23 protein-coding genes and 2 pseudogenes are annotated in these 22,801 nt (G+C 72.1%); 7 read left to right on the forward strand and 18 right to left on the reverse strand.

The window, feature by feature from the left end; all coding sequences use genetic code 11:
• The 4 genes from guaB to groES all read right to left on the reverse strand — a co-directional run bounded on the left by guaB (position 1) and on the right by groES (position 4,697).
• A complete protein-coding gene (guaB, locus tag ACILQ5_RS17560) occupies positions 1 to 1,503 on the reverse strand; it encodes an IMP dehydrogenase (RefSeq protein WP_395659323.1) in 1,503 nt (500 codons plus the stop codon).
• A 20-nt stretch (positions 1,504 to 1,523) separates the two neighbouring features.
• Positions 1,524 to 2,411 carry a GNAT family N-acetyltransferase gene (locus ACILQ5_RS17565; RefSeq protein ID WP_395659324.1) on the reverse strand — a complete coding sequence of 296 codons (888 nt, stop codon included), beginning with the start codon at positions 2,409 to 2,411 and terminating at the stop codon, positions 1,524 to 1,526.
• Between the two features lie 284 nt (positions 2,412 to 2,695).
• A complete protein-coding gene (gene groL / locus ACILQ5_RS17570; protein WP_395659325.1) occupies positions 2,696 to 4,318 on the reverse strand; it encodes a chaperonin GroEL in 1,623 nt (540 codons plus the stop codon).
• Positions 4,319 to 4,403: 85 nt separating this feature from the next.
• Positions 4,404 to 4,697 carry a co-chaperone GroES gene (groES, locus tag ACILQ5_RS17575; RefSeq protein ID WP_183592203.1) on the reverse strand — a complete coding sequence of 98 codons (294 nt, stop codon included), beginning with the start codon at positions 4,695 to 4,697 and terminating at the stop codon, positions 4,404 to 4,406.
• Between the two features lie 198 nt (positions 4,698 to 4,895).
• On the opposite strand from groES, the gene ACILQ5_RS17580 reads away from it, so the two are divergent.
• Positions 4,896 to 6,080 carry a THUMP-like domain-containing protein gene (locus tag ACILQ5_RS17580; protein ID WP_395659326.1) on the forward strand — a complete coding sequence of 395 codons (1,185 nt, stop codon included), beginning with the start codon at positions 4,896 to 4,898 and terminating at the stop codon, positions 6,078 to 6,080.
• 84 nt (positions 6,081 to 6,164) lie between these two features.
• On the opposite strand, the gene ACILQ5_RS17585 is transcribed toward ACILQ5_RS17580, so the two are convergent.
• The 3 genes from ACILQ5_RS17585 to ACILQ5_RS17595 form a co-directional block, all read right to left on the reverse strand.
• Positions 6,165 to 6,779: a hypothetical protein gene (locus ACILQ5_RS17585; RefSeq protein ID WP_395659327.1), complete on the reverse strand. Its 615-nt coding sequence runs from the start codon at positions 6,777 to 6,779 to the stop codon at positions 6,165 to 6,167.
• 188 nt (positions 6,780 to 6,967) lie between these two features.
• On the reverse strand, positions 6,968 to 7,606 hold the full coding sequence (locus ACILQ5_RS17590) for an MBL fold metallo-hydrolase (RefSeq protein WP_395659328.1): 639 nt from the start codon (positions 7,604 to 7,606) through the stop codon (positions 6,968 to 6,970).
• A complete protein-coding gene (locus ACILQ5_RS17595) occupies positions 7,606 to 8,703 on the reverse strand; it encodes an S-(hydroxymethyl)mycothiol dehydrogenase (protein ID WP_395659329.1) in 1,098 nt (365 codons plus the stop codon). Before ACILQ5_RS17595 ends, ACILQ5_RS17590 begins: the two co-directional genes overlap by 1 nt.
• A 94-nt stretch (positions 8,704 to 8,797) precedes the next feature.
• On the opposite strand from ACILQ5_RS17595, the gene ACILQ5_RS17600 reads away from it, so the two are divergent.
• Complete coding sequence (locus ACILQ5_RS17600; protein WP_395659330.1) at positions 8,798 to 9,322, forward strand: SigE family RNA polymerase sigma factor; 525 nt, start codon at positions 8,798 to 8,800, stop codon at positions 9,320 to 9,322.
• Complete coding sequence (locus tag ACILQ5_RS17605; RefSeq protein WP_395659331.1) at positions 9,322 to 10,464, forward strand: hypothetical protein; 1,143 nt, start codon at positions 9,322 to 9,324, stop codon at positions 10,462 to 10,464. The genes ACILQ5_RS17600 and ACILQ5_RS17605 overlap by 1 nt, the downstream gene beginning before the upstream one ends.
• A gap of 3 nt (positions 10,465 to 10,467) precedes the next feature.
• Here ACILQ5_RS17605 and ACILQ5_RS17610 read toward each other — a convergent pair whose 3' ends face one another.
• Together ACILQ5_RS17610 and tsaD are read right to left on the reverse strand one after the other, a co-directional pair.
• Positions 10,468 to 10,854: a VOC family protein gene (locus ACILQ5_RS17610; protein WP_395659345.1), complete on the reverse strand. Its 387-nt coding sequence runs from the start codon at positions 10,852 to 10,854 to the stop codon at positions 10,468 to 10,470.
• Between the two features lie 81 nt (positions 10,855 to 10,935).
• Positions 10,936 to 11,979, reverse strand: a complete 1,044-nt coding sequence (gene tsaD, locus ACILQ5_RS17615; protein ID WP_395659332.1) for a tRNA (adenosine(37)-N6)-threonylcarbamoyltransferase complex transferase subunit TsaD — start codon at positions 11,977 to 11,979, stop codon at positions 10,936 to 10,938.
• 83 nt (positions 11,980 to 12,062) lie between these two features.
• On the opposite strand from tsaD, the gene ACILQ5_RS17620 reads away from it, so the two are divergent.
• On the forward strand, positions 12,063 to 13,718 hold the full coding sequence (locus ACILQ5_RS17620; protein ID WP_395659333.1) for an HAD family acid phosphatase: 1,656 nt from the start codon (positions 12,063 to 12,065) through the stop codon (positions 13,716 to 13,718).
• Here the strand turns inward: ACILQ5_RS17620 and ACILQ5_RS17625 are convergent.
• The 8 genes from ACILQ5_RS17625 to ACILQ5_RS17660 all read right to left on the reverse strand — a co-directional run bounded on the left by ACILQ5_RS17625 (position 13,706) and on the right by ACILQ5_RS17660 (position 20,213).
• Entirely contained in the window at positions 13,706 to 14,200 is a 495-nt protein-coding gene (locus tag ACILQ5_RS17625; protein ID WP_395659334.1) for a GNAT family N-acetyltransferase, read from the reverse strand. The genes ACILQ5_RS17620 and ACILQ5_RS17625 overlap by 13 nt on opposite strands.
• Positions 14,197 to 14,835, reverse strand: a complete 639-nt coding sequence (gene tsaB, locus ACILQ5_RS17630) for a tRNA (adenosine(37)-N6)-threonylcarbamoyltransferase complex dimerization subunit type 1 TsaB (RefSeq protein WP_395659335.1) — start codon at positions 14,833 to 14,835, stop codon at positions 14,197 to 14,199. Before tsaB ends, ACILQ5_RS17625 begins: the two co-directional genes overlap by 4 nt.
• Positions 14,836 to 15,153: 318 nt before the next feature.
• Complete coding sequence (locus tag ACILQ5_RS17635) at positions 15,154 to 15,705, reverse strand: DUF664 domain-containing protein (RefSeq protein ID WP_395659336.1); 552 nt, start codon at positions 15,703 to 15,705, stop codon at positions 15,154 to 15,156.
• On the reverse strand, positions 15,702 to 16,343 hold the full coding sequence (locus tag ACILQ5_RS17640; RefSeq protein WP_395659337.1) for a response regulator transcription factor: 642 nt from the start codon (positions 16,341 to 16,343) through the stop codon (positions 15,702 to 15,704). The genes ACILQ5_RS17635 and ACILQ5_RS17640 overlap by 4 nt, the downstream gene beginning before the upstream one ends.
• A gap of 98 nt (positions 16,344 to 16,441) precedes the next feature.
• The gene (locus ACILQ5_RS17645) at positions 16,442 to 17,521 is read right to left on the reverse strand and encodes a DNA polymerase domain-containing protein (RefSeq protein WP_395659338.1); all 1,080 of its coding nucleotides are present in this window, start codon (positions 17,519 to 17,521) and stop codon (positions 16,442 to 16,444) included.
• Positions 17,522 to 17,656: 135 nt separating this feature from the next.
• Positions 17,657 to 17,944, reverse strand: coding sequence for a hypothetical protein (locus ACILQ5_RS17650; RefSeq protein ID WP_395659339.1), 288 nt, complete (start codon positions 17,942 to 17,944; stop codon positions 17,657 to 17,659).
• Positions 17,923 to 18,840 (reverse strand): fatty acid desaturase family protein, encoded by a 918-nt coding sequence (locus ACILQ5_RS17655; RefSeq protein WP_395659340.1) that lies wholly within the window; start codon positions 18,838 to 18,840, stop codon positions 17,923 to 17,925. Before ACILQ5_RS17655 ends, ACILQ5_RS17650 begins: the two co-directional genes overlap by 22 nt.
• 452 nt (positions 18,841 to 19,292) lie before the next feature.
• Entirely contained in the window at positions 19,293 to 20,213 is a 921-nt protein-coding gene (locus tag ACILQ5_RS17660) for a ferredoxin reductase (protein WP_395659341.1), read from the reverse strand.
• Positions 20,214 to 20,456: 243 nt separating this feature from the next.
• Between ACILQ5_RS17660 and ACILQ5_RS17665 the strand changes: the two are divergent.
• Positions 20,457 to 20,855: pseudogene (locus ACILQ5_RS17665) on the forward strand (peptide-methionine (R)-S-oxide reductase).
• A 45-nt stretch (positions 20,856 to 20,900) separates the two neighbouring features.
• Here the strand turns inward: ACILQ5_RS17665 and ACILQ5_RS17670 are convergent.
• Positions 20,901 to 21,995 carry a response regulator transcription factor gene (locus tag ACILQ5_RS17670; protein WP_395659342.1) on the reverse strand — a complete coding sequence of 365 codons (1,095 nt, stop codon included), beginning with the start codon at positions 21,993 to 21,995 and terminating at the stop codon, positions 20,901 to 20,903.
• 134 nt (positions 21,996 to 22,129) lie between these two features.
• Here ACILQ5_RS17670 and ACILQ5_RS17675 point away from each other — a divergent pair, with 134 nt between their 5' ends.
• Both ACILQ5_RS17675 and ACILQ5_RS17680 read left to right on the forward strand, forming a co-directional pair.
• On the forward strand, positions 22,130 to 22,543 hold the full coding sequence (locus tag ACILQ5_RS17675) for a RidA family protein (RefSeq protein WP_395659343.1): 414 nt from the start codon (positions 22,130 to 22,132) through the stop codon (positions 22,541 to 22,543).
• Between the two features lies 1 nt (position 22,544).
• A pseudogene (locus ACILQ5_RS17680) lies at positions 22,545 to 22,801 on the forward strand (hypothetical protein); the annotation flags it as partial.

The following is a 22,801-nucleotide window of genomic DNA, read 5'->3' on the forward strand; positions in this document are numbered from 1 at the left end:
TCACCGACCGGAGTAGTTGGGTGCCTCCACGGTCATCTGCACGCCGTGCGGGTGGCTCTCCTGGAGCGAGGCCTGGGTGATCCGGACGAACCGGCCCTTCTCCTGCAGCTCGGGGATCGTGCGGGCGCCGACGTAGAACATGGACTGGTTGAGGCCGCCGATGAGCTGGTGGGCGACCGCGGAGAGCGGGCCGCGGTAGGCGACTTGGCCCTCGATGCCCTCGGGGACGATCTTGTCGTCGCTCTCGACCTCGGCCTGGAAGTAGCGGTCCTTGGAGTAGGACTTCTTCCCCCGGCTCGACATCGCCCCGAGCGAGCCCATGCCGCGGTAGGACTTGAACTGCTTGCCGTTGACGAAGACCAGGTCGCCGGGCGACTCCTCGCAGCCGGCGAGCAGCGAGCCGACCATGACGGTGTCGGCCCCGGCGACGATCGCCTTCGCGATCTCGCCGGAGTGCTTGAGGCCGCCGTCGGCGATGACCGGGACGCCGGCGGCCCGGCAGGCCAGCGCCGCCTCGTAGACCGCGGTCACCTGGGGCACGCCGACCCCGGTCACGACCCGGGTGGTGCAGATCGAGCCGGGTCCGACCCCCACCTTGACCGCGTCGGCACCGGCCTCGACGAACGCCTGTGCGCCGTCCCGGGTGGCGACGTTGCCGCCGACGACCTGGACGTGGCGGGTCGCCGGGTCGGTCTTGAGCCGCTGGACCATGTCGAGGAGCATCCGGACGTCGCCGTGGGCGGTGTCGGCGACCAGCACGTCGACCCCGGTCTCGATGAGGGTGCCGGCGCGCTGCCAGGCGTCACCGAAGTAGCCGATCGCCGCACCCACGAGGAGCCGGCCGGCGTCGTCGTACGACGCGTTGGGGAACTGCTCGCCCTTGACGAAGTCCTTGACGGTGATCAGGCCGGTGAGGTGGCCCTGGGCGTCGACGAGCGGGAGCCGCTCGCGCTTGTGCCGGCGCAGCAGGACGGTCGCGTCCTCGCGGCTGATGTCGGAGGGGCCGGTGATGAGCGGCATCGGCGTCATCACCTCGTCGACCTTGGTGGTCGCCCACTCCGCGACCGGGGTGAAGCGCAGGTCGCGGTTGGTGATCATGCCGAGCAGCCGGTGGTCGGTGTCGACGACCGGGAAGCCGGAGATGCGGTACTCCCCCGCGAGCTGGTCGAGCTGCTCGAGCGTCGCGTCGGGGCCGATGGTGACCGGGTTGGAGATGATGCCGGTCTGGGTCCGCTTCACGAGGTCGACCTGGTAGGCCTGGTCCTCGATCGACAGGTTGCGGTGCAGCACCCCGAGGCCGCCCTGGCGCGCCATCGCGATCGCCATCCGGGACTCGGTCACGGTGTCCATCGCGGCGCTGACCAGCGGCACGTTGAGACGGATCTCGCGGGTCAGCCGCGTCGTCATGTCGATGTCCGTCGGCGCGAGGTCGGAGTGACCCGGCAGCAGGAGGACGTCGTCGTAGGTCAGGCCCAGGGTGGCGAACTTCTCGGGAACCTCCACTCCCGCATCCTACCGGTGGCTCACGCGCGCAGCGGCTTGAGGTCGCGCACCGGGATCCGGACGGTGAGGGTGTCCGACGCCATCCGGATCCGGCCCCGCAGTCCGGCCGCCATCACCATCGGCAGCACCGCCTGGTTGTCCGACCGGGTGGTCAGCACGATCTCGGCCGCGCCGAGCCCGCTCGCGAGCCGCGCCGCGTCGACGAGCAGCCGGGTGCCGATGCCGCGCCGCTGCCACCCGGGGTCGACCCGCAGCACCACCTCGCGGACGCCGTCTGCCAGGCTCTCGGGGCGCACCTCGGCCACGCCGACCGCGACCTCGTCGACCACCGCCGTGACCGTCTGGCCGTCGACGTCGTAGTCGGGGCTCGCTCCCTCGCCGACCCGCCGGCCGTTGCCCCCCGCGACGATGCCGCGGCTCCGCTCGAGGACGTCCGAGACCAGGTCGGCCAGCGCCGAGCCCCGGGCGTGCTCGGTCGCGGTGAACGGCGCCGTCCGGCGGACCTGGACCTGCACGTCACCCACGACCATGTCCATCAGGTCCTGCTCCGGGACCGATCCGGCCGGGCCGACGGGGTCGGACTCGGCGTCGAACAGCCGCGCCACGACCTCGGGGAAGGACATCGGCTGGGCCAGGATCGACCGCGCCGCCTGCACGTAGCGGGTCGGCTGGTCCATGAGCGCGGCCTCGGTGCACGGCGCCGCGCTCACCGAGTGGCCGCCGGACCTGCCGAGGAGCTCGGCGATCTCGGGCTCGCCCCACTCGTCCGGGGTGCGCAGGACCAGCTCGTCGGTCACCGACTCGACGCCCGGGAAGATCTGGAGGCCGAGGATGTTGACCCCGGCGGACCCGCAGCTCGCGGCCAGCGAGGCGAGCGCCCCCGGGCGGTCGGGCAGGGTCGTGCGCACTCTCCACAACATGGCGCCAGCGTGCGCCGGGGAGGTTGCCGGACGAGGTCCGTCGTGTTTCGCGGAGGTGACGGTGCCGCCGGACCGCTGCTCGCAGGTTCACCATGGTCCCGTGGTGAACCGGCACTTCCCTCGCCGTGCCCACCGTGGGAAGTGCGGGTTCGCCTGCATCCCCTGGTGAAACTGAGCCGCCCGAGCCGCCCGAGCCGCCCGACCCGCCCGACGCACGAGGGCCCCGCCGGAACCGGCGGGGCCCGCGGGGGTGTGGTGGGTGGTGCGGGAGGTCAGTGACCGTGCCCGTGGCCGTGACCGGCGGCGGGAGCGGGCTCCTCCTCCTCGGGCTTCTCCACGATCAGCGTCTCGGTCGTCAGCAGCATGGCCGCGATCGAGGTGGCGTTGACCAGCGCGGAGCGGGTCACCTTGACCGGGTCGAGCACGCCCTGGGCGACCAGGTCGCCGTACTCGTCGGTCGCGGCGTTGTAGCCGTTGCCGGCACCGAGCTCGCGGACCTTGGTGGTCACGACGTAGCCGTTCTCGCCACCGTTCTCGGCGATCCAGCGCAGCGGCTCGTCGACCGACTTGCGGACGATCCGGACCCCGAGGGCCTCGTCGCCGGTGAGGCCGAGGTCGTCGGAGAGGACCGAGGCCGCGTGCACGAGCGCGGAGCCACCGCCGGGGACGATGCCCTCCTCGATCGCGGCGCGGGTCGCGGAGACGGCGTCCTCGATGCGGTGCTTCTTCTCCTTCAGCTCCACCTCGGTGGCGGCGCCGACCTTGATCACGCACACGCCGCCGGCGAGCTTCGCGAGGCGCTCCTGGAGCTTCTCGCGGTCCCAGTCGGAGTCGGTGCTCTCGATCTCGGCCTTGATCTGGTTGACCCGGCCCGCGACCTCGGCGGAGTCGCCGGCGCCGTCCACGATCGTGGTGTTGTCCTTGGTGACCACGACGCGACGGGCCTGGCCGAGGACCTCGAGGCCGACCTGGTCGAGCTTGAGACCGACCTCGGGAGCGACGACCTGACCACCGGTCAGGGTCGCGATGTCCTGCATCATCGCCTTGCGGCGGTCACCGAAGGCCGGGCTCTTCACCGCGACGGCGTTGAAGGTGCCACGGATCTTGTTGACGACCAGCGTCGAGAGCGCCTCGCCCTCGACGTCCTCGGCGAGGATGAAGAGCGGCTTGCCCGCGGCGATGACCTTCTCCAGCAGCGGGAGCAGGTCGGAGACGGCCGAGATCTTGCCCTGGTGCAGCAGGATGTACGGGTCGTCGAGGACGGCCTCCATGCGCTCCGGGTCGCTGACGAAGTACGCCGAGATGTAGCCCTTGTCGAACTGCATCCCCTCGGTGAACTCGAGCTCGGTGCCCATCGAGCTGGACTCCTCGACGGTGATGACGCCGTCCTTGCCGACCTTGTCGAAGGCCTGCGAGAGCAGGTCGCCGATCACGCTGTCGCGGCTGGAGATCGTGGCGACCGACGCCATGTCCTCGACCGACTCGACCTCGCGGGCAGCCTCCTTGAGCGCGTCGCCGACGGCCTCGGCCGCGGCGTCCATGCCGCGCTTGAGGCCCATCGGGTTGGCGCCGGCGGCGACCGAGCGCAGGCCCTCGTGGACCATCGCCTGGGCCAGGACGGTCGCGGTCGTCGTACCGTCACCGGCGACGTCGTTGGTCTTGGTCGCGACCTCCTTGCACAGCTGCGCACCGAGGTTCTCGAACGGGTCGTCCAGCTCGATCTCACGCGCGACGGTCACACCGTCGTTGGTGATGGTCGGGGCGCCCCACTTCTTGTCGAGGACGACGTAGCGGCCCTTGGGGCCGAGCGTCACCTTGACGGTGTTGGCGAGCGCGTCGACGCCGCGCTCGAGGGCGCGTCGGGCGTGCTCGTCGAACTCCAGGATCTTGGGCATTTCTCTCCTACGTCACGAAACTGAACCGGGTCGTGTGCCCGAGAGCGCGCCGGAGCACGTCTTCAGGCACACGACCCGGAGGAAATCAGGAAACGACAGCCAAGACGTCGCGCGCGGAAAGGATGAGGTACTCCTCGCCGGCGTACTTGACCTCGGTGCCGCCGTACTTGCTGTAGATGACCTTGTCGCCCACGCTCACGTCGAGCGGGACCCGGTTGCCGTTGTCGTCGATCCGGCCCGGACCGATGGCCAGGACCTCGCCCTCCTGGGGCTTCTCCTTGGCGGTGTCCGGGATGACCAGGCCCGAGGCCGTGGTCTGCTCGGCGTCGAGCGGCTTGACGACGATGCGGTCCTCGAGAGGCTTGATGTTGACCGACACTTCTGATCAACCTCCACTTTCTGGCACTTCGTATGTGTGTTGGGTGGTGCACGTCTGGTGCCTGCGTTTCGGGTACGCCGTCGCGGGGGCCGCACCGTGTCGCAAGCTTTGGCACACTCACGAGGAGAGTGCCAGATCAGAAACTAGCACTCTCACCGGCTGAGTGCCAGGGACCCCCCGGTGCGGGAGGATTCGGCGATGGACCTCGAGGCGTTCCGCTGGCTGCTGACCGACGACGGCCAGGAGCTGCTCGCCGTGGCGGCCCGGGACCTCGAGGGTGCGGGCGACGACTCGCTCGCCGCAGTCGAGCGGCTCCGGCGGACGGCCTCGGCCGAGCACGCCGCGGCCGCCCTCACCCAGGCGACGCTGCGGGTCCGCGGGCGGGCGAAGTTCGGGGACCTCGCGGACCGCATGTACTTCACGCCGGACGGGCTCGAGCAGGCCACCCGGCTGCGGGTCGCCGAGCACCGTGCGGCCCGGCTGGTCGCCTCGTCGGCACGCACCGTGCTCGACCTCGGCTGCGGCATCGGCGGCGACCTGATCGCGGCCGCGCGGGCCGGCCTGGTCGGCGCCGGGGTCGACCTGGACCCGGTGCGGGTCGCCGTCGCCCAGGCCAACCTCGCGGCGCTCGGCCTGCCCGGCGCCGTGAGCGTCGCCGACGCCACGACGCTGGACACGACGCCGTTCGACGTCGCCTTCGCGGACCCCGCCCGCCGGTCGGCGCGGGGGCGCACCTTCGACGTCGACGACTGGACCCCGCCGTGGTCCTTCGTCGAGGGGCTGCTGACCCGCGACTCCTGCGTCAAGGTCGCGCCCGGGATCCCGCACGAGCTGGTGCCCGCGGGCGTCGAGGCGGAGTGGGTGAGCGACCACGGCGAGGTCAAGGAGGCGGCGCTCTGGTCTGGCCGGCTCGCGACGACGGAGCGCCGGGCGACGGTGATCGGCGAGGGCGGCCTGGCGACCCTGACCGACGAGGACGGCCCGGCAGCCGGCGAGGCGGGCGGGCAGGTCCGCGCGGTCGGCGGCTACCTCTACGAGCCGGACGGCGCGGTGATCCGGGCCGGGCTGGTCACCGCGGTGGCCGCCGGGGTCCAGGGCGGGCTGGTGGACGAGCACATCGCCTACGTGACGTCCGACCAGGCCTTCCGCACCCCCTTCGCGCGCGGCTACACCGTGCTCGAGGAGCTCCCGTACCGCGAGAAGGCGCTGCGCGCGGCACTGCGCGAGCGCGGGGTCGGTCGGCTGACGATCAAGAAGCGCGGGGTGGACGTGGTGCCCGAGCAGCTGCGCAAGCGCCTGGACCTGCACGGCGAGCAGGACGCGACCATCGTGCTGACCCGGGTCGCCGGCCACGGGACCACGCTCCTCGTCCGGCCCTTCTGACCGCAGCCGGACGTGGAGCCGGCCCCCCGCAGGAGTCTCGAGGACTCCCGCGGAGGGCCGGAGGTGCTGGTGGTGCCGGTTCGCTCAGACGGCGTGCGGGACCGCGGCAGGAACCGCAGCCTTCGCTTCCTTCTCGACCTTGCGGCCGTGCCAGATGCCCAGGCCGAAGAGGACCAGGAGGAGGGCCGCTCCGACGAAGGAGACGATCGCGGCGATGCCGGCGATGGTGCCGATGGTCGCGAACGCGTAGCCGTAGAGGAGCAGGCCGCGCAGGGTGTTGCCCATGAACAGGGTCTGCCGCAGACCGGCCAGCGCCTGGCCTTCCTCGGTCGCCTGCTGCTCGGGAGTCATGGTGATGTACTCGCCGCTGACCTCTTCGTAGGTGCGGCCGTCCGGGGCAGCGTCCGTCGCGCTGGCCTCGTTCATGTGGACGAGGATGTAGTGGTTGGCGAACGCCTTGGCCTCGGGGCCGGTGTCGAGCTGGCTGCCGGCGTAGGGCTTCAGGGCGTCGGCGTCAGCCTTGGGCAGACCGCTGAGGGCGTCGCCCTCGGGCATCGTGATGCCCTGCATGGTCAGCTGGTCGTTCACCTGGTCGCCGATGAAGGTGTGGGCCCACCACAGCAGGCCACCGGCCAGGAGCAGGACGACGGCCATCAGGAGCCCCGTCCAGGAGATGAACTTGTCGAATGCCGAGCGCATCACGCGCCTCCTCGTGCTGGCGGGGAACTCCGTTGTCTCCGCTTCGTGACACACGCTATGAACGGGTCCCGGTGGTTCCGCAGAGTCGGAGGACCGCGGCCCAGAGGCGCAAGGTCCTGACATCGGGGGACCTTCGCGGTGCTACCGGGACACGAGCCCGGCGCAGCCGGGACATCGGCCCGGCGCCGTCAGCCCAGCGTGGCCCGCTCGGCGCCGATCGTCGTGTCGTCGCCGTGGCCCGTGTGCACCACCGTGTCGTCGGGCAGCGCGAACAGCCGGGCCCGGATCGACTCCACGATCAGGTCCGCGTCGGAGAAGGAGCGGCCGGTCGCGCCGGGCCCGCCCTGGAAGAGGGTGTCGCCGGTGAACACGCACCCGAGGTCGGAGGCGTGGAGGCAGACCGCGCCCGGCGCGTGGCCCGGGGTGTGCAGCACCGTGAGCGTCGTGCCGCCGACGTCGATGCGCACGCCGTCGGCCAGGTCGAGGTCCCAGAGGTACCCGTGCTCGTCCTGGGGGAAGGTCAGCTCCCACAGCGGCCGGTCGTCGGGGTGCAGCATGATCGGCGCTCCCTGACCGCCGTTGACCCGCTCCCGCAGCTGCGGCGCGACCCGGACGTGGTCGTCGTGGGCGTGGGTGCAGACGATCGCCCTGACCCGCCGGTCGCCCACCACGGCGAGGATGCCGTCCACGTCGTGCGGGGCGTCGATCACCACGCACTCGTCGTCGTCCCCGACGACCCAGACGTTGTTGTCGACGTCGAAGGTCTGCCCGTCGAGGCTGAAGGTGCCGCTGGTGACACCGTGGTCGACCCGTGCCGGACCGGCCATCAGAGGACCACGACCGAGCGGAGCACCCCGCCCTGGTGCATCTTCTCGAACGCCGCCTCGACGTCGCCGATGCCGATCTCCTCGGTCACGAACGCGTCGAGGTCGAGCCGACCCTGCTGGTAGAGGTCGACGAGCATCGGGAAGTCGCGAGACGGCAGGCAGTCGCCGTACCAGCTGGACTTCAGCGACCCGCCCCGGCCGAACACGTCGATCAGCGGGAGATCGGGGACCTTCATGTCGGGCGTCGGCACGCCGACCAGGACCACCGTGCCGGCCAGGTCGCGGGCGTAGAACGCCTGCTTCCACGTCTCCGGGCGGCCGACCGCCTCGATGACGACGTCGGCGCCGAAGCCGCCGGTGAGCTCCTGGATCGCGGCAACCGGGTCGGTGCTGCTGGAGTCCACGGTGTGCGTGGCGCCCATCCGCCTCGCCGCCTCCAGCTTCTTCGCGTCGATGTCGACGGCGATGATCGGGCTCGCGCCGGCCAGCGCCGAGCCCGCGACCGCGGCCACCCCGACCCCGCCGCAGCCGATCACGGCCACCGAGGTGCCGCGGGTGACCGCACCGGTGTTGATGGCGGCGCCGATGCCGGCCATCACCCCGCAGCCGAGCAGGCCGACGGCAGCCGCCCGGGCCGACGCGTCGACCTTGGTGCACTGCCCGGCGGCGACCAGCGTCTTCTCGGCGAACGCCCCGATGCCCAGTGCCGGCGACAGCTCCGTGCCGGCGTCCGGTCCGTCGGCCAGGGTCATCTTCTGGGTGGCGTTGTGGGTGGCGAAGCAGTACCACGGCTGGCCGCGCCGACAGGCCCGGCAGTCGCCGCAGACCGCGCGCCAGTTGAGGATCACGAAGTCGCCCGGCGCCACCGTGGTGACGTCCGGCCCGACGGCCTCGACCACCCCGGCGGCCTCGTGGCCGAGGAGGAACGGGAACTCGTCGTTGATCCCGCCCTCGCGGTAGTGCAGGTCGGTGTGGCACACCCCGCAGGCCTGCACCTGCACCAGCGCCTCCCCCGGACCGGGGTCCGGCACGTTGATGGTGACGAGCTCGACGGGCTGTCCCTGGGCGCGAGCGATGATCCCCTTGACCTGGTGCATGGGGCCAGCCAAGCGGATCACGCGAGAATTGCAACCATCCCGCGCGGGTCCGCGTCTGGGGAGTGTGCTGACAGACGAAGCAGAGGTGACGACGGTGGATCGGGACACCGACTTCACGGCGTACCTCGAAGCGCGCCAGGGACGGCTGCTGCGCACGGCGTACCTGCTCACCGGCGACCAGCACCAGGCCGAGGACCTGCTGCAGACGTCGCTGGCGAAGCTGTACCTCGCGTGGGACCGCGTCCAGGACCGTGGCTCGGTGGACGCCTACGTCCGCCGGATCATGGTCAACGAGAACAACTCGCTGTGGCGGCGGGCCTGGAAGCGCCGCGAGCAGTCCCACGACGTCGTCCCGGAGACCGCTCCCGTGCACGACGTGTACGACGAGGGGCTGGGCGCCTCGGTGTGGGAGGTCGTGCAGACGCTCCCCCGCCGGGCCCGCGCGGTCGTGGTGCTGCGCTACTACGAGCAGCTGAGCGAGGCCGAGACCGCCGAGGTGCTCGGCATCTCGGTCGGCACCGTCAAGTCCCAGACCAGCCGGGCACTCGCGTCGCTGCGCGAGCGGACGCCGGCGGAGCTGAACCCGACCAGCCGTCCGACCGACGGGGAGGAGGAGTGATGACCGAGGAGACCTTCGTCCGGGAGCTGGAGCGCCGCGCGGACCACGTCCACGGAGCGCCACTCTCCTTCGACGACGTGCGCGGCACCGCGCACCGCATCCGGCGCCGGCGCCGGGCCGCGACCGCCGCCGTGGCGGCGGCCGCCGTGGCGCTCGTCGTCGTGGTGCCGACGCTGCTGGTCGGCGGCCACGAGAAGCGCGGCCTGGAGCCGGCGCCGTCGCCGGTCAGCCCCGGGGCTTCCGTGCTGCACGACGGTGTCGTCACGCTGTCGGGTGGTGGCAGCGTCCCGGTCGACCTCGACAACGAGGACGTGGTCCAGCTCGGCGTCCTCACCGACGGCCGGATCGTGGTCGCCACCCAGCGGCCGTACGCCGTCAGCGTGTACGCCGCCGACGGCTCGCTCGACCGGCGGTACCCCGTGGAGACGAACACGTTCACGATGAGCGCCGCCGACGACGCCGTCGCGTGGGTGGCCGACGACTTCACCGTGCGGGTGCTGACCAGCGGCCAGCCGGAGCCGACGACGTTGCCGGGCATCCCGATGCCCGGCGAGGCGGCCGGCAGCATCGACGCCGTCCTCGACCCCGAGCACCTGCTGGTCGGCGACCACACCACGACGACGGACGAGCTCACGCCCGACGGGACCCGCGACCTCGGGCTGCGCGACCTGCCGCTGGACGAGCAGTTCAGGGTGGTCGACGTCAGCCCCGACGGGAAGCTCTGGGCGGTCTCGTTCCTCCCGGGCGAGAACGACCAGTACGGGTGCTCGGGGCTCTACGACCCCGAGGCCCGCCTGGTCGTGGCGCGCAGCTGCGACGTCCACGCGACCAGGTTCGCGCCGGACGGGGAGCACCTGCTCAGTGCCGTCTACGAGAACAACATGACCGGTGACGAGACCGTCGTCGACCTCCACCTGGAGCCGGTGTTCACGTCGCGCCTCACGGGCTCCGTGGTCAGCCGGGTCGGGTGGGCCGACGCCGACCACCTGCTCGTGGCGATGGCCGATCTCGACGGTCAGGACTGGCAGCTCGTGCGCGAGCGGGCGGTGCCGCCCCTCGGTGACGGCGACCCCGAGGTGCTCGACGGGCCGGCACCGGGGGGCAACCCCGAGACCACCGCCGAGTACGTGCTGTCGGAGTAGTCGCTAGAACGTCTCGCCCCTGCGCCACGCCATCTCCTGCAGCTCGAAGGTGTTGCCGTCGGGGTCGGCGAAGCTCGCCCCCCGGACCCCGCCACCGAAGTCGTGGACCTCGCCCACCTCGACACCGCGGCGGAGCAGCTCGGCCCGTGCCTCGTCGATGTCCTCCACCACCAGGTGCAGGCCCCGGATGCTGCCGGGCTCGCCCCGGTAGACGTCCAGGCCGGTGCCGAAGCCGATCGAGCAGCCCGAGCCCTCGGGCGTCAGCTGGACGACCCGGACCCCCTCGGCGGGCTGCACGTCGACGTCCTTGGTGAAGCCGAGCCGGTCGGCGTAGAACGCGATGGACCGCTCCACGTCGGCGACCGGCAGCGGGACGAGCTCGAGCTTCATCTTCACGGGTCGGCCTTCCCTGCGGCGGTCCTGGTCTCCGCGAGCATCGCACAGGGCCGCGGCACGGCTCGCGAGCCGGTGTCAGACGAGCACCTCGGTGACCGGGAGCGACGAGTCGGCCGGCAGGTCCAGGGCGGACGGGGTGCGGCCGCGGGCGACCATCTCGGCGCCCAGGGCCGCGACCATCGCGCCGTTGTCGGTGCACAGGCCCGGGCGCGGGACCCGCACCCGGATGCCCTGGGCCGCCGCACGCTCCTCGGCCATCACCCGCAGCCGTGAGTTCGCCGCCACCCCGCCGCCGATGAGGATGTCCTCGATGCCCTGGCTGACCGCGGCGTCCACGGCCTTGCGGGTCAGCACGTCGCAGACCGCCTCCTGGAAGGACGCGGCCACGTCGCCGACCGGCACCGGTTCGCCGGAGCGCTCGCGCGCCTCGACCCACCGCGCGACGGCCGTCTTGAGCCCGGAGAAGGAGAAGTCGAAGCGGTGCCGCTCCAGGTCGCGGCGCGAGGTGAGCCCGCGCGGGAAGTCGATCGCGACGCTGTCGCCCTCGCGCGCAGCCCGGTCGATGTGCGGACCGCCGGGGAACGGCAGCCCCAGCAGCCGGGCGACCTTGTCGAAGGCCTCCCCCGCCGCGTCGTCGATGGTCGCACCGAGTGGCTCGACCCCGGAAGTCACGTCCTCGACCCGCAGCAGCGAGGAGTGCCCGCCGCTGACCAGCATCGCCAGGCACGGCTCCGGCAGTGCGCCGTGCTCGAGCTGGTCGACCGCGACGTGGGCGGCGAGGTGGTTCACCCCGTACAGCGGCTTGCCCAGGCCGATCGCCAGCGCCTTCGCGGCGGCGACGCCGACCATGAGCGCGCCGGCGAGGCCGGGACCGCTCGTCACGGCGATCGCGTCGACGTCGTACAGCGCGATGCCGGCCGTCTCGCAGGCCCGCTCGATCGTGGGGACCATCGCCTCGAGGTGGGCCCGGCTGGCCACCTCCGGCACGACGCCACCGAAGCGCGCGTGCTCGTCCACGCTGCTCGCCACGGCGTCGGCCAGCAGCGTGCGGCCGCGGACGATCCCGACGCCCGTCTCGTCGCAGGACGTCTCGATGCCGAGGACCAGGGGCTCGCTCATGGGGCCATCTTCACACCGGCCACGAGCAGACGTAGGTTGACCCGGTCAACCGCACCTCCAGCACCTCACCAGGAGCACCCGCCATGCGATTCTCGGGACGCACCGTCCTGCGCGCGCTCGCCACCGTGACCGCGACCGGGCTGGTCGTCGGCACGGCCGCGACCGCCCAGGCCCGCACCGTCGACGACTCCACGCTCACCCCGCACACCCACTTCGTCGTGCAGCCGCTCAACCCGGACGGCACCGCGCCCGCCCCGCCGGCCAACGGGGAGAAGATCCCGAACATCGACTCCGACAAGTCGACGATCCGGAAGTACTACAACGCCACCGGCGGCATCGCCGACAAGTCCAGCTCGCCCTACATCAGCGAGCTCCAGGGCATCGAGCAGGCGATCCTCAGCCAGCTGCCCGACCCCGCGCCCGCGGCCCACCTGGCCGTCGTCTTCGACGCCGACGACACCACGCTGTGGACCTACGACATGGAGGACGCGGCGATGCACTTCAACTTCGACCCGGCGCTCCAGAACACCTGGGTGCAGGAGGGCCGGTTCCCGGCGACCCCGGGCATGCCGGCGCTGGTCCAGGAGGTCGCGGACCGCGGGTACGACGTCTACGGCATCACCGGGCGCGGCGCGAGCCAGGAGGAGGCGACCCTCCAGAACCTCACCAAGGTCGGCTACGACGCCTTCGACGCCGACAACTTCTTCACCAAGTTCGACGCCACCTCGCCGAAGCCGGACTACCTGGACTGCCACACGAGCGTCGACCCGAACGACGACCCGGCGAAGTGCACGACCGTCGAGTACAAGGCCGGCACCCGCGCCCACATCGAGTCGACCGGCGAGACGATCGTCCTCAACATCGGCGACCAGTACTCCGACCTCCAGGGTGGGCACGCACTGCACAGCGTGAAGCTGCCCAACCCGACGTACTACCTGCCCAGCCCGGACGTCGAGGGCGCCCCGGCCGGCGACAGCGAGCTCGCGCTGCCGACCGAGTTCGACATGGCGCCCGACGGGTCCAGCGGCCTGACCGTCCCCGGGGACCACATCCCCAACATCGACAACGTCAAGGCCGAGATCCGCGGCTACTACGGCGCCACCAACGGCATCGCCGCCAAGGACTCCTCGCCCTACATCACCCAGATGACCAACATCGCCAAGCGGTGGAAGGCCAAGCTCCGCGACGTCTGCGCCACCGGCGTCAGGCGCGGCCAGCACCCGGCCGTGGTCTTCGACGCCGACGACACGACCCTGTGGACCTACGACATGGAGGACGGGGCGATGAAGTTCAACTTCGACCCGACGCTCCAGAACACCTGGGTCCAGGAGGGCCGCTTCCCGGCGACGCCGCGGATGCCGGGCGTCGTCTCGGCCGCGGCGAAGGCGGGCTGCAAGATCGTCGGCCTGACCGGACGGAACAACGCCCAGCGGGTCGCGACGCTCGACAACCTGGCGCGGTACTACCACGACGCGGACGGCAACCCGCTGTTCAAGTCGGCGTTCTACTTCACCAAGTGGACGAGCACCGACACCCCGCCGGCGTACGTCGACTGCGGGCTGGACGGCAACGACGCGTCCTGCTCGACGATCGACTACAAGGCGTCGACGCGGAAGCACGTCCAGGACGACCTCGGCCTGCACGTCGTGGCGAACTTCGGCGACCAGTTCAGCGACCTGATCGGCGGCTCGTCCGACCGCGCGGTGAAGCTGCCGAACCCGACGTACTACCTGCCCTGACCGACCGGCTGGGCGCCGCCGCAGGCGGGGCCCAGCCCGAGGCGGAGGACGACCGCCGTGGCGCCGTCGCGGTAGTAGCGGCGGCGCCGGTCGACCTCCACGAAGCCCCGCGCGGCGTAGAAGGACAGCGCGCCGGCGTTGTCCTCGCGCACCTCGAGCAGCAGCCGGTCGGCGCGCCCCTCCCGGGCGGTGGCGACGACGGCGTCGAGCAGGGCGGTCGCCAGGCCGGTGCGCCGGTGGACCGGGTCGACCGCGATCCGCTGCAGCTCGGCGATGTCCCCGGCGACGCTCGCGACGGCGTGCCCGACGACGCTCCGGGCCGCGCCGGTGCCGGCCTCCGCGACCAGGTAGTGCACGGTCGGCAGCCGGCCGGCCACGCCCTCCGCGACGAGGGCCTCGGACCAGGCGTCGGCACCGAGGTTGTCCCGCTCCAGGGCCGCGATCGCCGGCACGTCGGCGGCGGTCGCGGGCCGGACGGTCACGACACGCGCTTCGGGGCGTGCGGGGTGGCGGCGTCCGGACGGCGCAGGTAGAGAGGGTCGGGGTCCCGCAGCTCCACGAGCTCCTCGGCCACCGCGCGGGCCAGCCAGCCGGCGCTCGGTGCCGACGGCCCGACCCGGTGCGGGAACGCCTCGGGGTAGAGCTCGGCACCCGGCCCGACGGCCGGTGCGTCGGTGCCGACGTCGGCCGGCCGGGCGACCAGCGGCCCGTCCAGGCGCGCCCCCTGCACGTCGTACGACGCGAGGTAGACCTCCTTGCGGCGCGCGTCCGTGGCCACGACGAAGTCGCGGTCCACGGCACTGCTCGCCACGGCCTCGACGGCCAGGACGTCGAGCGAGCAGACGCCGTACACGGGGATCTCGAGCACGTAGGCGAGCGTGCGCGCGGTGACCAGCCCGACCCGCAGGCCGGTGAACGGCCCCGGGCCGACCCCGACCGCGATCGCGGTGAGGTCCTGGCGCACCAGGCCGGCGTCGGTCAGCGCCCGGTCCACGAGGGGCGCCAGCTGCTCGGCGTGCTTCATGGTCCGCTCGGCGGTCAGCTCGAGGACGACGCCGTCACCGTCGTGCAGGGCGACGGTGACCAGAGGGGTGGCCGTGTCGAAGGCGAGGAGCACGCGCCGAGGCTAACGCGCCGGCATGCGCTTGCCGATTCCTTGCCGATTCCTTGCTGACTTGTTGATCCGGTGTGGGGCTGATGTGGAGATCGACGTCCTACTGTCATCCGTACCGGTGGAGGGAACACACCGGACCCGGAGGACCAGCCGAGGAAGTGGCCCGCCGGGACAAGCACAGATGGTCGGACACGACGCGGAGCGTGGGGATCCGCGGGCGCGCTGGGGGGAGCGTCACCGGTGGTCCGACAGGCCCGCTCCGCGCGCTCGGTTCCCCGAGAAGGCGGGGCGGGCCTTCTGTGCGTCCAACCCGCCGCGGCGTCAGCCCTCGTCCTGCGGACCGGCCAGCTCCACGACGATGTCGAGGTGCCCAGCGTGCCGGGCGTACTCGGCCAGCACGTGGAAGCAGATCCACTCGAGCGTCGGCGGGTCCGCGGCGAACCGCCCCCCGGGCGATGCCCGCGCGTCCAGCGGGAAGTCGCGCAGCACCGCACGGGTGCGCTCGGCGACCGCCCAGAGCCGGGCCACCAGCTCCTCGGCCGTGACGTCGTCCGCGACCGCCCAGCGCCCGTTCTGCTCGGGGTCCCACGGCTCGTCGACCGTCCAGTCGCCCCACGGCTCGGCGACCTCCTCGCCGAGGAAGCCCCACACGAACCAGCGCTGCTCCATGTGCAGCACGTGGCTGAGCAGCTCCAGCGGCGTCCACCCGGACGGCAGCCGGGTGGTCCGCTGCTCGGCGTCCGAGAGCCGCAGCACCACCGTCGCGATGTCGTCGCGCACCCAGTCGAGGTACGCCGCCCAGCGGTCCGCGCCCGCCGGGCCGTGCTTGCCGGGCTCGCCGTCCGCGCGGGCCACCCGCTCGTCCTCGGTCACCCCTCGATGATGTCAGCGGTGGGGAACCCGTGCTCGACTCCCCACGCGACCGCCTGCGTGCGACTGGTCACGCCGATCTTGGCGTAGGCGGCGCGGATGTAGGACTTCACCGAGTTGATGCTCAGGTAGAGCTCGGCGGCGACCTCCTCGTTCGACCGGCCGCGCACGATGAGGCCGAGCACGTCCAGCTCGCGGGGCGACAGGTTCGCGTCGCGGCCGAGCTGGCGCCGCAGGTCGGCCTGGTTGTCGAGGTCGGCCTGCGAGCCGTCCTGCAGGTGGCCGGCGGCGAACGACTCGACGGCGGCCACCAGGTCCGCGGCGTCGACGCCGATCGGCACGACCGCCGCCGCGCCCATCACGAGTGCGCGAGCGCCGAGGCCCGGCTGGAGCTCGCGGGACAGGGCGAGCACCCGGTCGGGGTGCGCCTTGAGCGCCTTCTCGAGCTCGGTGTCGCCGTGGCTGAGCCCGAGGACGTCGAAGAGGACGACCTCGACCTCGGCGAGGTCGGTGCCGTCCTCGACGACCAGGACGCGGTCGGCGTACGGCGCCAGCAGGCTGCGGACACCGGCTCGCACGATGGGGTGGTCAGAGATCAGGGCCACACGGATGGCGCGGGACCAGCGGGCCGCGGACGGCATGCTCATCACCTCGTCAGGGATCGGACCATGTCCGAATTCCCGGCTCCGCGGCCGCCCAAACGCGGGCTGGACCAGTCGTGACCGACCCCACCCGGCGGCTACTCCACGCGGTTGCCGTCCTCGTCCCAGTGCTCGGCGACCTTCTTGCTCGGCTGCACCCGCGGCGGCTCGCCCGGCATCTTGGGGTAGTCGGGCGGGAAGTTCAGCTCGCCGCCGGGCAGCTCCTCCCACAGCCGCAGCAGCGGCTCGAGGGAGTAGGCCGTGTCGTCGATGCTCGCCCACGGGTCGCCGTCCGCGACCCGCTCGGGCACCGTGAACAGGTTGAACCCACCGGGGTCGGTGAGCGTCGCGAGCTCCTCCCAGGTGACCGGCGTCGAGACCGGGGCGCCGGGGAGCGGGCGCAGCGAGTAGGCCGAGCCCATCGTCCGGTCCCGGTTGTTCTGGTTGAAGTCGACGAAGATCCGCTCGCCCCGCTCCTCCTTCCACCAGTCGACGGTCACGCCCTCGTCGCGCCGGGCCAGCTCGCGGCCGAAGCCGATCGCGGCGTGCCGCACGTCGGTGAACTCCCAGCGCGGCTCGATCCGCACGAAGACGTGGACGCCGCGGTTGCCCGAGGTCTTCGGGTAGCCCCGCAGCCCCAGCTCCTCGAGCAGCTCCTTCGCGACGCCGGCGACCCGGACCGCGTCCGTGAACGACGTGCCCGGCTGCGGATCGAGGTCGATGCGCAGCTCGTCGGGCCGGTCCACGTCGCTGCGGCGCACCGGCCAGGGGTGGAAGACGAGCGTGCCCATGTGGGCGCACCACACCGGCACCGCGATCTCGGTCGGGCAGATCTCCTCTGCCGTCCGGCCCGAGGGGAAGGTGATCTCGACCGTCTCGAGGTAGTCGGGAGCGCCCTGGGGCACCCGCTTCTGGTAGAACGCGTCGGCGTCGCGGTCCTGGGGACCGGTCGCCAGCCGCATCCCGGGGCGGACCCCGGAGGTCCACCGCTCCAGCGCGGTCGGGCGGTCGCGGAGGGCTCGCATCAGGCCGTCGCCCACGCTCGCGAAGTACTCCGCGACCATCAGCTTGGTGACCTCGGGCGTGCTGTCGGTGGCCTCGTAGATCACCCGGTCCGGGCTCGAGACGCGCACCGCGCGCCCGCCTGCGTCGACCTCGGCGGCTGCAGCCTTGGCCATGGTCAGAGGCTCCCGGATCCGTCCATGGCGCCACGCTAGCCGCAGCCGGGGACGACGTCAGGGCACCGGCACCGGCTCGAGGACGACCACGGCGGTCTCCCGCGGTCGCCGGACGGCGGAGAGGGAAGCACTCAGTCAGAGCAGCGAGTTCGGCTGGAAGGTAGGTCGCCGGTCGTCGTCCTCACGCGCGGCGCGCACGAACTCGAAGCCCGCGGTGGTCACCAGCTCCGACTCCGGACGGTCGCGCAACGAGGCCGCGCACGCGACGTGCATCGGCGGGAGGTGGAAGGCGTTGCGGCCCACCTCCTGGGGCGTGCCACGGAACGCGATCGGCCGGCCCAGGGCCTCGCCGCACACCCCGCAGATCCGGCTGAGCGCGCACTGGGTGACCCACCGTCGGGTCAGGAGGCGCTGCGCATCCATCCACCCAGCTCCTTCCGGCGCGGCGGCCGCTCGGCGTCGGTCCTGCGTCGGCGGGACCGCTCCGGCGACGGCGGCTCGGGCTGGTCGCTCGAGGTCATCCCGTTGGGCAGCGACAGCTTGATGATCGTGCGCAGCGCCTGGCCGTACTGCCGGTGCAGCGGTCCGGTGGTGTACGGGATGTCGTACTTCTCGCACAGCTGCCGCACCCGGACCGCGATCTCGGAGTAGCGGTTGCTCGGCAGGTCCGGGAAGAGGTGGTGCTCGATCTGGAAGCCGAGGTTGCCGGACATGACGTGCAGCAGCGGTCCGCCGTCGAAGTTGGCCGAGCCCAGCATCTGGCGCAGGTACCACTCCGCCCGGGTCTCGTCCTCGATCTCCTCCTCGGTGAAGTGCATCGCGCCGTCGGGGAAGTGGCCGCAGAAGATGATGACGTAGGACCACAGGTTCCGGGTCAGGTTGGCGGTCGCGTTGGCGACCATGACGGTCTTCCACTGCTTGCCGGCCAGCGCCGGGTAGACGACGTAGTCCTTGAGCACCTGGTTGCGGCCCTTGCGGAAGATCTGGCGCAGCTGGCGCTTCATCTCCTTCGGGTCCTTCTCGCCCTTGCGGATCCGCTCGATGTCCAGGTCGTGCAGGGCGACGCCCCACTGGAACAGGGTCGCGAGCAGGGCGTTGTAGACGGGCTGCCCGATGTTGACCGGCGACCACTTCTGCTCGCGGGCCATGCGGAGGATGCCGTACCCGATGTCGTTGTCGTAGCCGAGCACGTTGGTGAACTGGTGGTGCACGTAGTTGTGGCTGTGCTTCCACTGCTCGGCCGGCTGGGCGGTGTCCCACTCCCAGTTGGAGGAGTGGATCTCCGGGTCGTTCATCCAGTCCCACGCCGGGTCGTTCATGATTGCGTGCTCGGCCGGCTGGGCTGTCCCACTCCCAGCTGGAGGAGTGGATCTCCGGGTCGTTCATCCAGTCCCACTGCCCGTGCATGACGTTGTGGCCGATCTCCATGTTCTCGAGGATCTTGTGGAGCCCGAGGAGCGTGGCGCCGGCGACCGCTGCGGGCACGCGCGTCCGCCTCGACTGGGTCCCGACCATGAGGGTGATCCGGCCCGCCACGGCCAGGTACCGCTGGATCCGGATCAACCGGTTGATGTACGCCGCGTCCTTGTCGCCGCGCGACTCCTCGATCTCCGCGCGGATCGCGTCGAGCTCGCGGCCGAGCTGCTCCACCTCCTCGTCGGTGAGGTGGGTGTACTCCTGGACGTCCGAGATCGCCATGTCGTGGTCTCCTCCTGGTTGCGGGGTTTCGGGGCTCGGCCGCGGGCGGCCTCGCACCTCGACCGCCGGGTGGTCAGATGTCGAGGGTGCACTCGCCGACGGCGGCGGTGACGCAGGTCTGCACCTGCTCGTTGGGCTGGCTGAACTCCTCGCCGTTGCGCAGGTCGCGGACCTTGCCGCTCACCAGCGTCAGCGTGCAGGTGTGGCAGATGCCCATCCGGCAGCCGTAGGGCATGCCCACGCCCGCCTCCTCACCCGCCTCGAGGACGGTCGTCGCACCGTCGACCTCGATGTTCTTGCCGGAGGTGCGGAAGGTGATGGTGCCGCCCTCGCCGCCGTCTCCGCCGAGCTCGAGCGAGAAGCGCTCGAGGTGCAGGTGGTCCTCGAGACCGGCCTGCTCGAAGTGCCCGGTGATCGCGTCCAGCATCGGCGACGGTCCGCACGCGTAGGTCTCGCGCTCGCGCCAGTCCGGGCAGATGTGGTCGAGGTCGGCGAGGTCGAGCATGCCGTCGGTGTCGGTGTGCAGCCGGTGGATGGTCAGGCTGTCGTGCTCGCGCTCGAGCCGGTCGAGCTCGTCACGGAAGATCATCCGCTCCGGCGTCGGCGAGGAGTAGTGCATGACGACGTCGGGCATCGCTCCGCCGTCCGCTCGGGAGCGCCGGTCCATCGTGCGGAGCATCGCCATCACGGGCGTCACCCCGCTGCCCCCGACCAGGAACAGCATCTTCGCCGGCGGGGGCTCGGGCAGGACGAAGTCGCCCTCGGGCAGCGCGAGCCGGACGATGGTGCCGGGGGCGAGCCCGTTGACCAGGTGGGACGAGAGCTTCCCCTCGGGCATGGCCCGCACCGTGATCGCGATCGTCCGGCCACTGCGGCGCGGCGCCGAGCTCACGGAGTACGAGCGCCACTGGAACCGCCCGTCGACCTGCACGCCGATCCCGACGTACTGCCCGGGCCGGTGGTCGTAGCGCCACCCCCACCCGGGGCGGATCACGAGCGTCGCGGCGTCGTCGGTCTCGGGGCGGACCTCCTCGACCCGGCCGCGGAGCTCGCGCTGGCTCCACAGCGGGTTGACCAGGCGTAGTAGCTCGCCGGGGTGCAGGGGGTCGTCATTGCCTGGCGCCGCGGAGCCGCTCCCACGAGATGGTGGCGGCCATTCACGTCAGTGAACACGTGTTCTCCCAACCGGTCAACGCCCGAAGGGGTGTGACCTTCGCCCCGTCCCTAGAATCGGGGCATGGCCTACGACGTGGAGAAGACCGACGCCGAGTGGCGTGAGCAGCTCTCGCCCGAGGAGTACGCCGTCCTGCGCCAGGCGGGCACCGAGCGCGCGTTCACCGGCGAGTACACCGACACCGAGGACACCGGCATCTACCGCGCAGGTATCTGCCAGGCGAAGCCTTCGAGTCCGACACAAGTTCCACTCCGCGCGGCTGGCCGTCGCCCTACTCCAGCCGATCACTTCGACACGATCGAGTACATCGAGGACACCCGCACGGCATGAAGCGGCGGAGGTGCTGCTGCGCCAGCTCTCCACCTCGGCTACGTGTTCTTCGACGGCTACGGCACGCCCACCGGCGACCGCTACTGCATCAACTCGATCAGCCTGACGCTGGAGCCCGTCGACCGGCCGTAGCCAGCCGTCAGCCCGCGAACCACCCGGACGGGCCGAGCTCGGAGTTCATCCGCGGCACGTACTGGTCGAAGTAGACCCGGGCGAGGCGAGTACCGCGATGGGACCGACGCCGGTTTCTTCGAACACCGACCTCAGGTGGTCCTGGACGGTGTACGCCGACAGGTGGAGCGTCGACCCGATCTCCTTGGTGTCGACGCCCTGGAGGACGAGCTGGGTGACGTCGCGCTCGCGCGGGGTCAGCCCGAAGGCGGCCACCACCAGGGCGACGATCTCGGGCGGTCGCGCCTCCTCGATCGTCACGACCACCTCACCCGCGCGGTCACCGAGCCCGGTGAGCGCCGACGCGTGCAGGACCAGCCACAGGCCGTCCGCGGTGCGCACCCGGGCGCGCGGCGGCGTGGTCGTCTCGCCGCGGGCGTAGCGCCGGGCGGCACCGACCAGCCCGGAGACGGGGCTGTAGGGGTCCGCGCTGGCGGGGACCACCGCCATCCGGCCGATCCACTCCTGCGCGCCGGCCGTCATCTGGAGGACCTGGTCGTCGGCGCCGACGATGACGACCGCCGGCCCGGTCGGACCGGCGACCGGCGCCGTCCGGGCGACCCGGGCGAGCATGCCGACGCGCACCCCGCGTGCGAACGGCGTCGAGAGGGTCGCGAGGAACGCGACGTCCTCGGCGGCGAACGGCGCGTCGTCCGGCCCGCGGAACAGCGCCATCCCGCCCCAGGTCCGCCCGTCGTCGCGGAAGACCACGCGCGCCTCGTCGCCGAACCCGAAGAACGGGCGCATGAAGGTGTCCATCCGGGTCGACCGCTCGACGTCGCCGTCGTGGGCCAGGTGGACGCCGGCGGCCGGGACCGGCGACGCGGCCAGCTCGGTGAACGCGGTCGGCTCGACGCCGCCGTACTCGACCAGCCCGAACTCGTGGTCGTGGCTGTTGACCTCGCTGAGGTAGCCGTACTTCCGGGCACTGGTGAGCAGGTGGGAGTCCGGGTCGTGCGTGCCCAGGCAGGCCGCCACCCAGGGGACCGCCCGGCCGACCGAGTCGGTGGCCTCGGCGAGGAACTCCTCGAGGTCGAGGCCGGCACGCGACAGCACGTCGACGTCGCTGCGCACCCGCTCCGCCGTCAGTCTCGTCGCCACGAGACCAGATCCTCCCTCCAGGACCCATCCGGCCCATCCAGATTCAGGGTGGTCCAGCTCCACCCTGGGCGCCAGCGGAAGTCCCTGCACGCCCGGGATCGGCGCGCCATCGTTCCGGCGGAAGGGTTTGCCCCATGACCACCGTCCCCGAGCACGCGCCGCTCGACGACCGGGGTCGCCTCCTCCACGAGGACGACTACCCGGCGCAGCTCGAGCTCGCCCTCGCCCGCCTCGAGGCCACCCTGGCCCGCGCGGGCCGGAGCCCCCGCGACCTCGTCGAGCTCCGCGTCTCCACGACCGACGCCCGGGCGTTCTCGGCCGCCCGGGACGTGCTCGAGGAGTGGCTCGACGCCGTGCAGGCGCACCCGGTCACCACCGTCGTCGAGGGTCCCGAGCTGCCTCCACCCGGCACGCTCGTCGCCCTCGGCGGGAACCATCACCCCCACCACCCCATCACCCCATCACCCAGGAAGCCCGATGACCACCACCCCCGTCTCCTCCGCCGAGAGCCTCCGCGACCTGTGCAGGGCGCGTCCACGGCCTGGTGACTTGTACGACGCCGCCTGGCACTCTGGAACCCCGCGGTCGACCAGCGGCCCGCAGCGCCGTCGCCGGGTCCCACCTCCCGCCGAGGAGGTCGGCGAGGTCGTCCGCGCCGCGGCGGCCGCTGGCCTCCGTCGCCCTTCGAGCAGCGGCCACGGCGCCGGCCCCTTCATGGGGCGCGACCTCGGCGACGTCGTCCTGATCCGGCTGCACGGTTTCACTGGCGTCACCGTCGACGCGGGCGCCCGCACCGCGCGGTCCTC

It is taken from the genome of Nocardioides sp. (genome assembly GCF_044226305.1).
In the GTDB taxonomy this organism is placed as follows: domain Bacteria; phylum Actinomycetota; class Actinomycetes; order Propionibacteriales; family Nocardioidaceae; genus Nocardioides.

Coding starts and splice junctions, on each gene's coding strand:
- ACILQ5_RS17605 (WP_395659331.1), top strand. CDS start 9,322: ATGACCGAGGAGACCTTCGTCCGGGAGCTGGAGCGCCGCGCGGACCAC.
- ACILQ5_RS17645 (WP_395659338.1), bottom strand. CDS start 17,521: ATGGCCAAGGCTGCAGCCGCCGAGGTCGACGCAGGCGGGCGCGCGGTG.
- ACILQ5_RS17595 (WP_395659329.1), bottom strand. CDS start 8,703: ATGCACCAGGTCAAGGGGATCATCGCTCGCGCCCAGGGACAGCCCGTC.
- ACILQ5_RS17585 (WP_395659327.1), bottom strand. CDS start 6,779: ATGCGCTCGGCATTCGACAAGTTCATCTCCTGGACGGGGCTCCTGATG.
- ACILQ5_RS17620 (WP_395659333.1), top strand. CDS start 12,063: ATGCGATTCTCGGGACGCACCGTCCTGCGCGCGCTCGCCACCGTGACC.
- ACILQ5_RS17580 (WP_395659326.1), top strand. CDS start 4,896: ATGGACCTCGAGGCGTTCCGCTGGCTGCTGACCGACGACGGCCAGGAG.
- ACILQ5_RS17640 (WP_395659337.1), bottom strand. CDS start 16,343: ATGCCGTCCGCGGCCCGCTGGTCCCGCGCCATCCGTGTGGCCCTGATC.
- ACILQ5_RS17610 (WP_395659345.1), bottom strand. CDS start 10,854: ATGAAGCTCGAGCTCGTCCCGCTGCCGGTCGCCGACGTGGAGCGGTCC.
- groL (WP_395659325.1), bottom strand. CDS start 4,318: ATGCCCAAGATCCTGGAGTTCGACGAGCACGCCCGACGCGCCCTCGAG.
- ACILQ5_RS17590 (WP_395659328.1), bottom strand. CDS start 7,606: ATGGCCGGTCCGGCACGGGTCGACCACGGTGTCACCAGCGGCACCTTC.
- ACILQ5_RS17650 (WP_395659339.1), bottom strand. CDS start 17,944: ATGGATGCGCAGCGCCTCCTGACCCGACGGTGGGTCACCCAGTGCGCG.
- ACILQ5_RS17655 (WP_395659340.1), bottom strand. CDS start 18,840: ATGAACGACCCGGCGTGGGACTGGATGAACGACCCGGAGATCCACTCC.
- ACILQ5_RS17675 (WP_395659343.1), top strand. CDS start 22,130: ATGACCACCGTCCCCGAGCACGCGCCGCTCGACGACCGGGGTCGCCTC.
- tsaD (WP_395659332.1), bottom strand. CDS start 11,979: ATGAGCGAGCCCCTGGTCCTCGGCATCGAGACGTCCTGCGACGAGACG.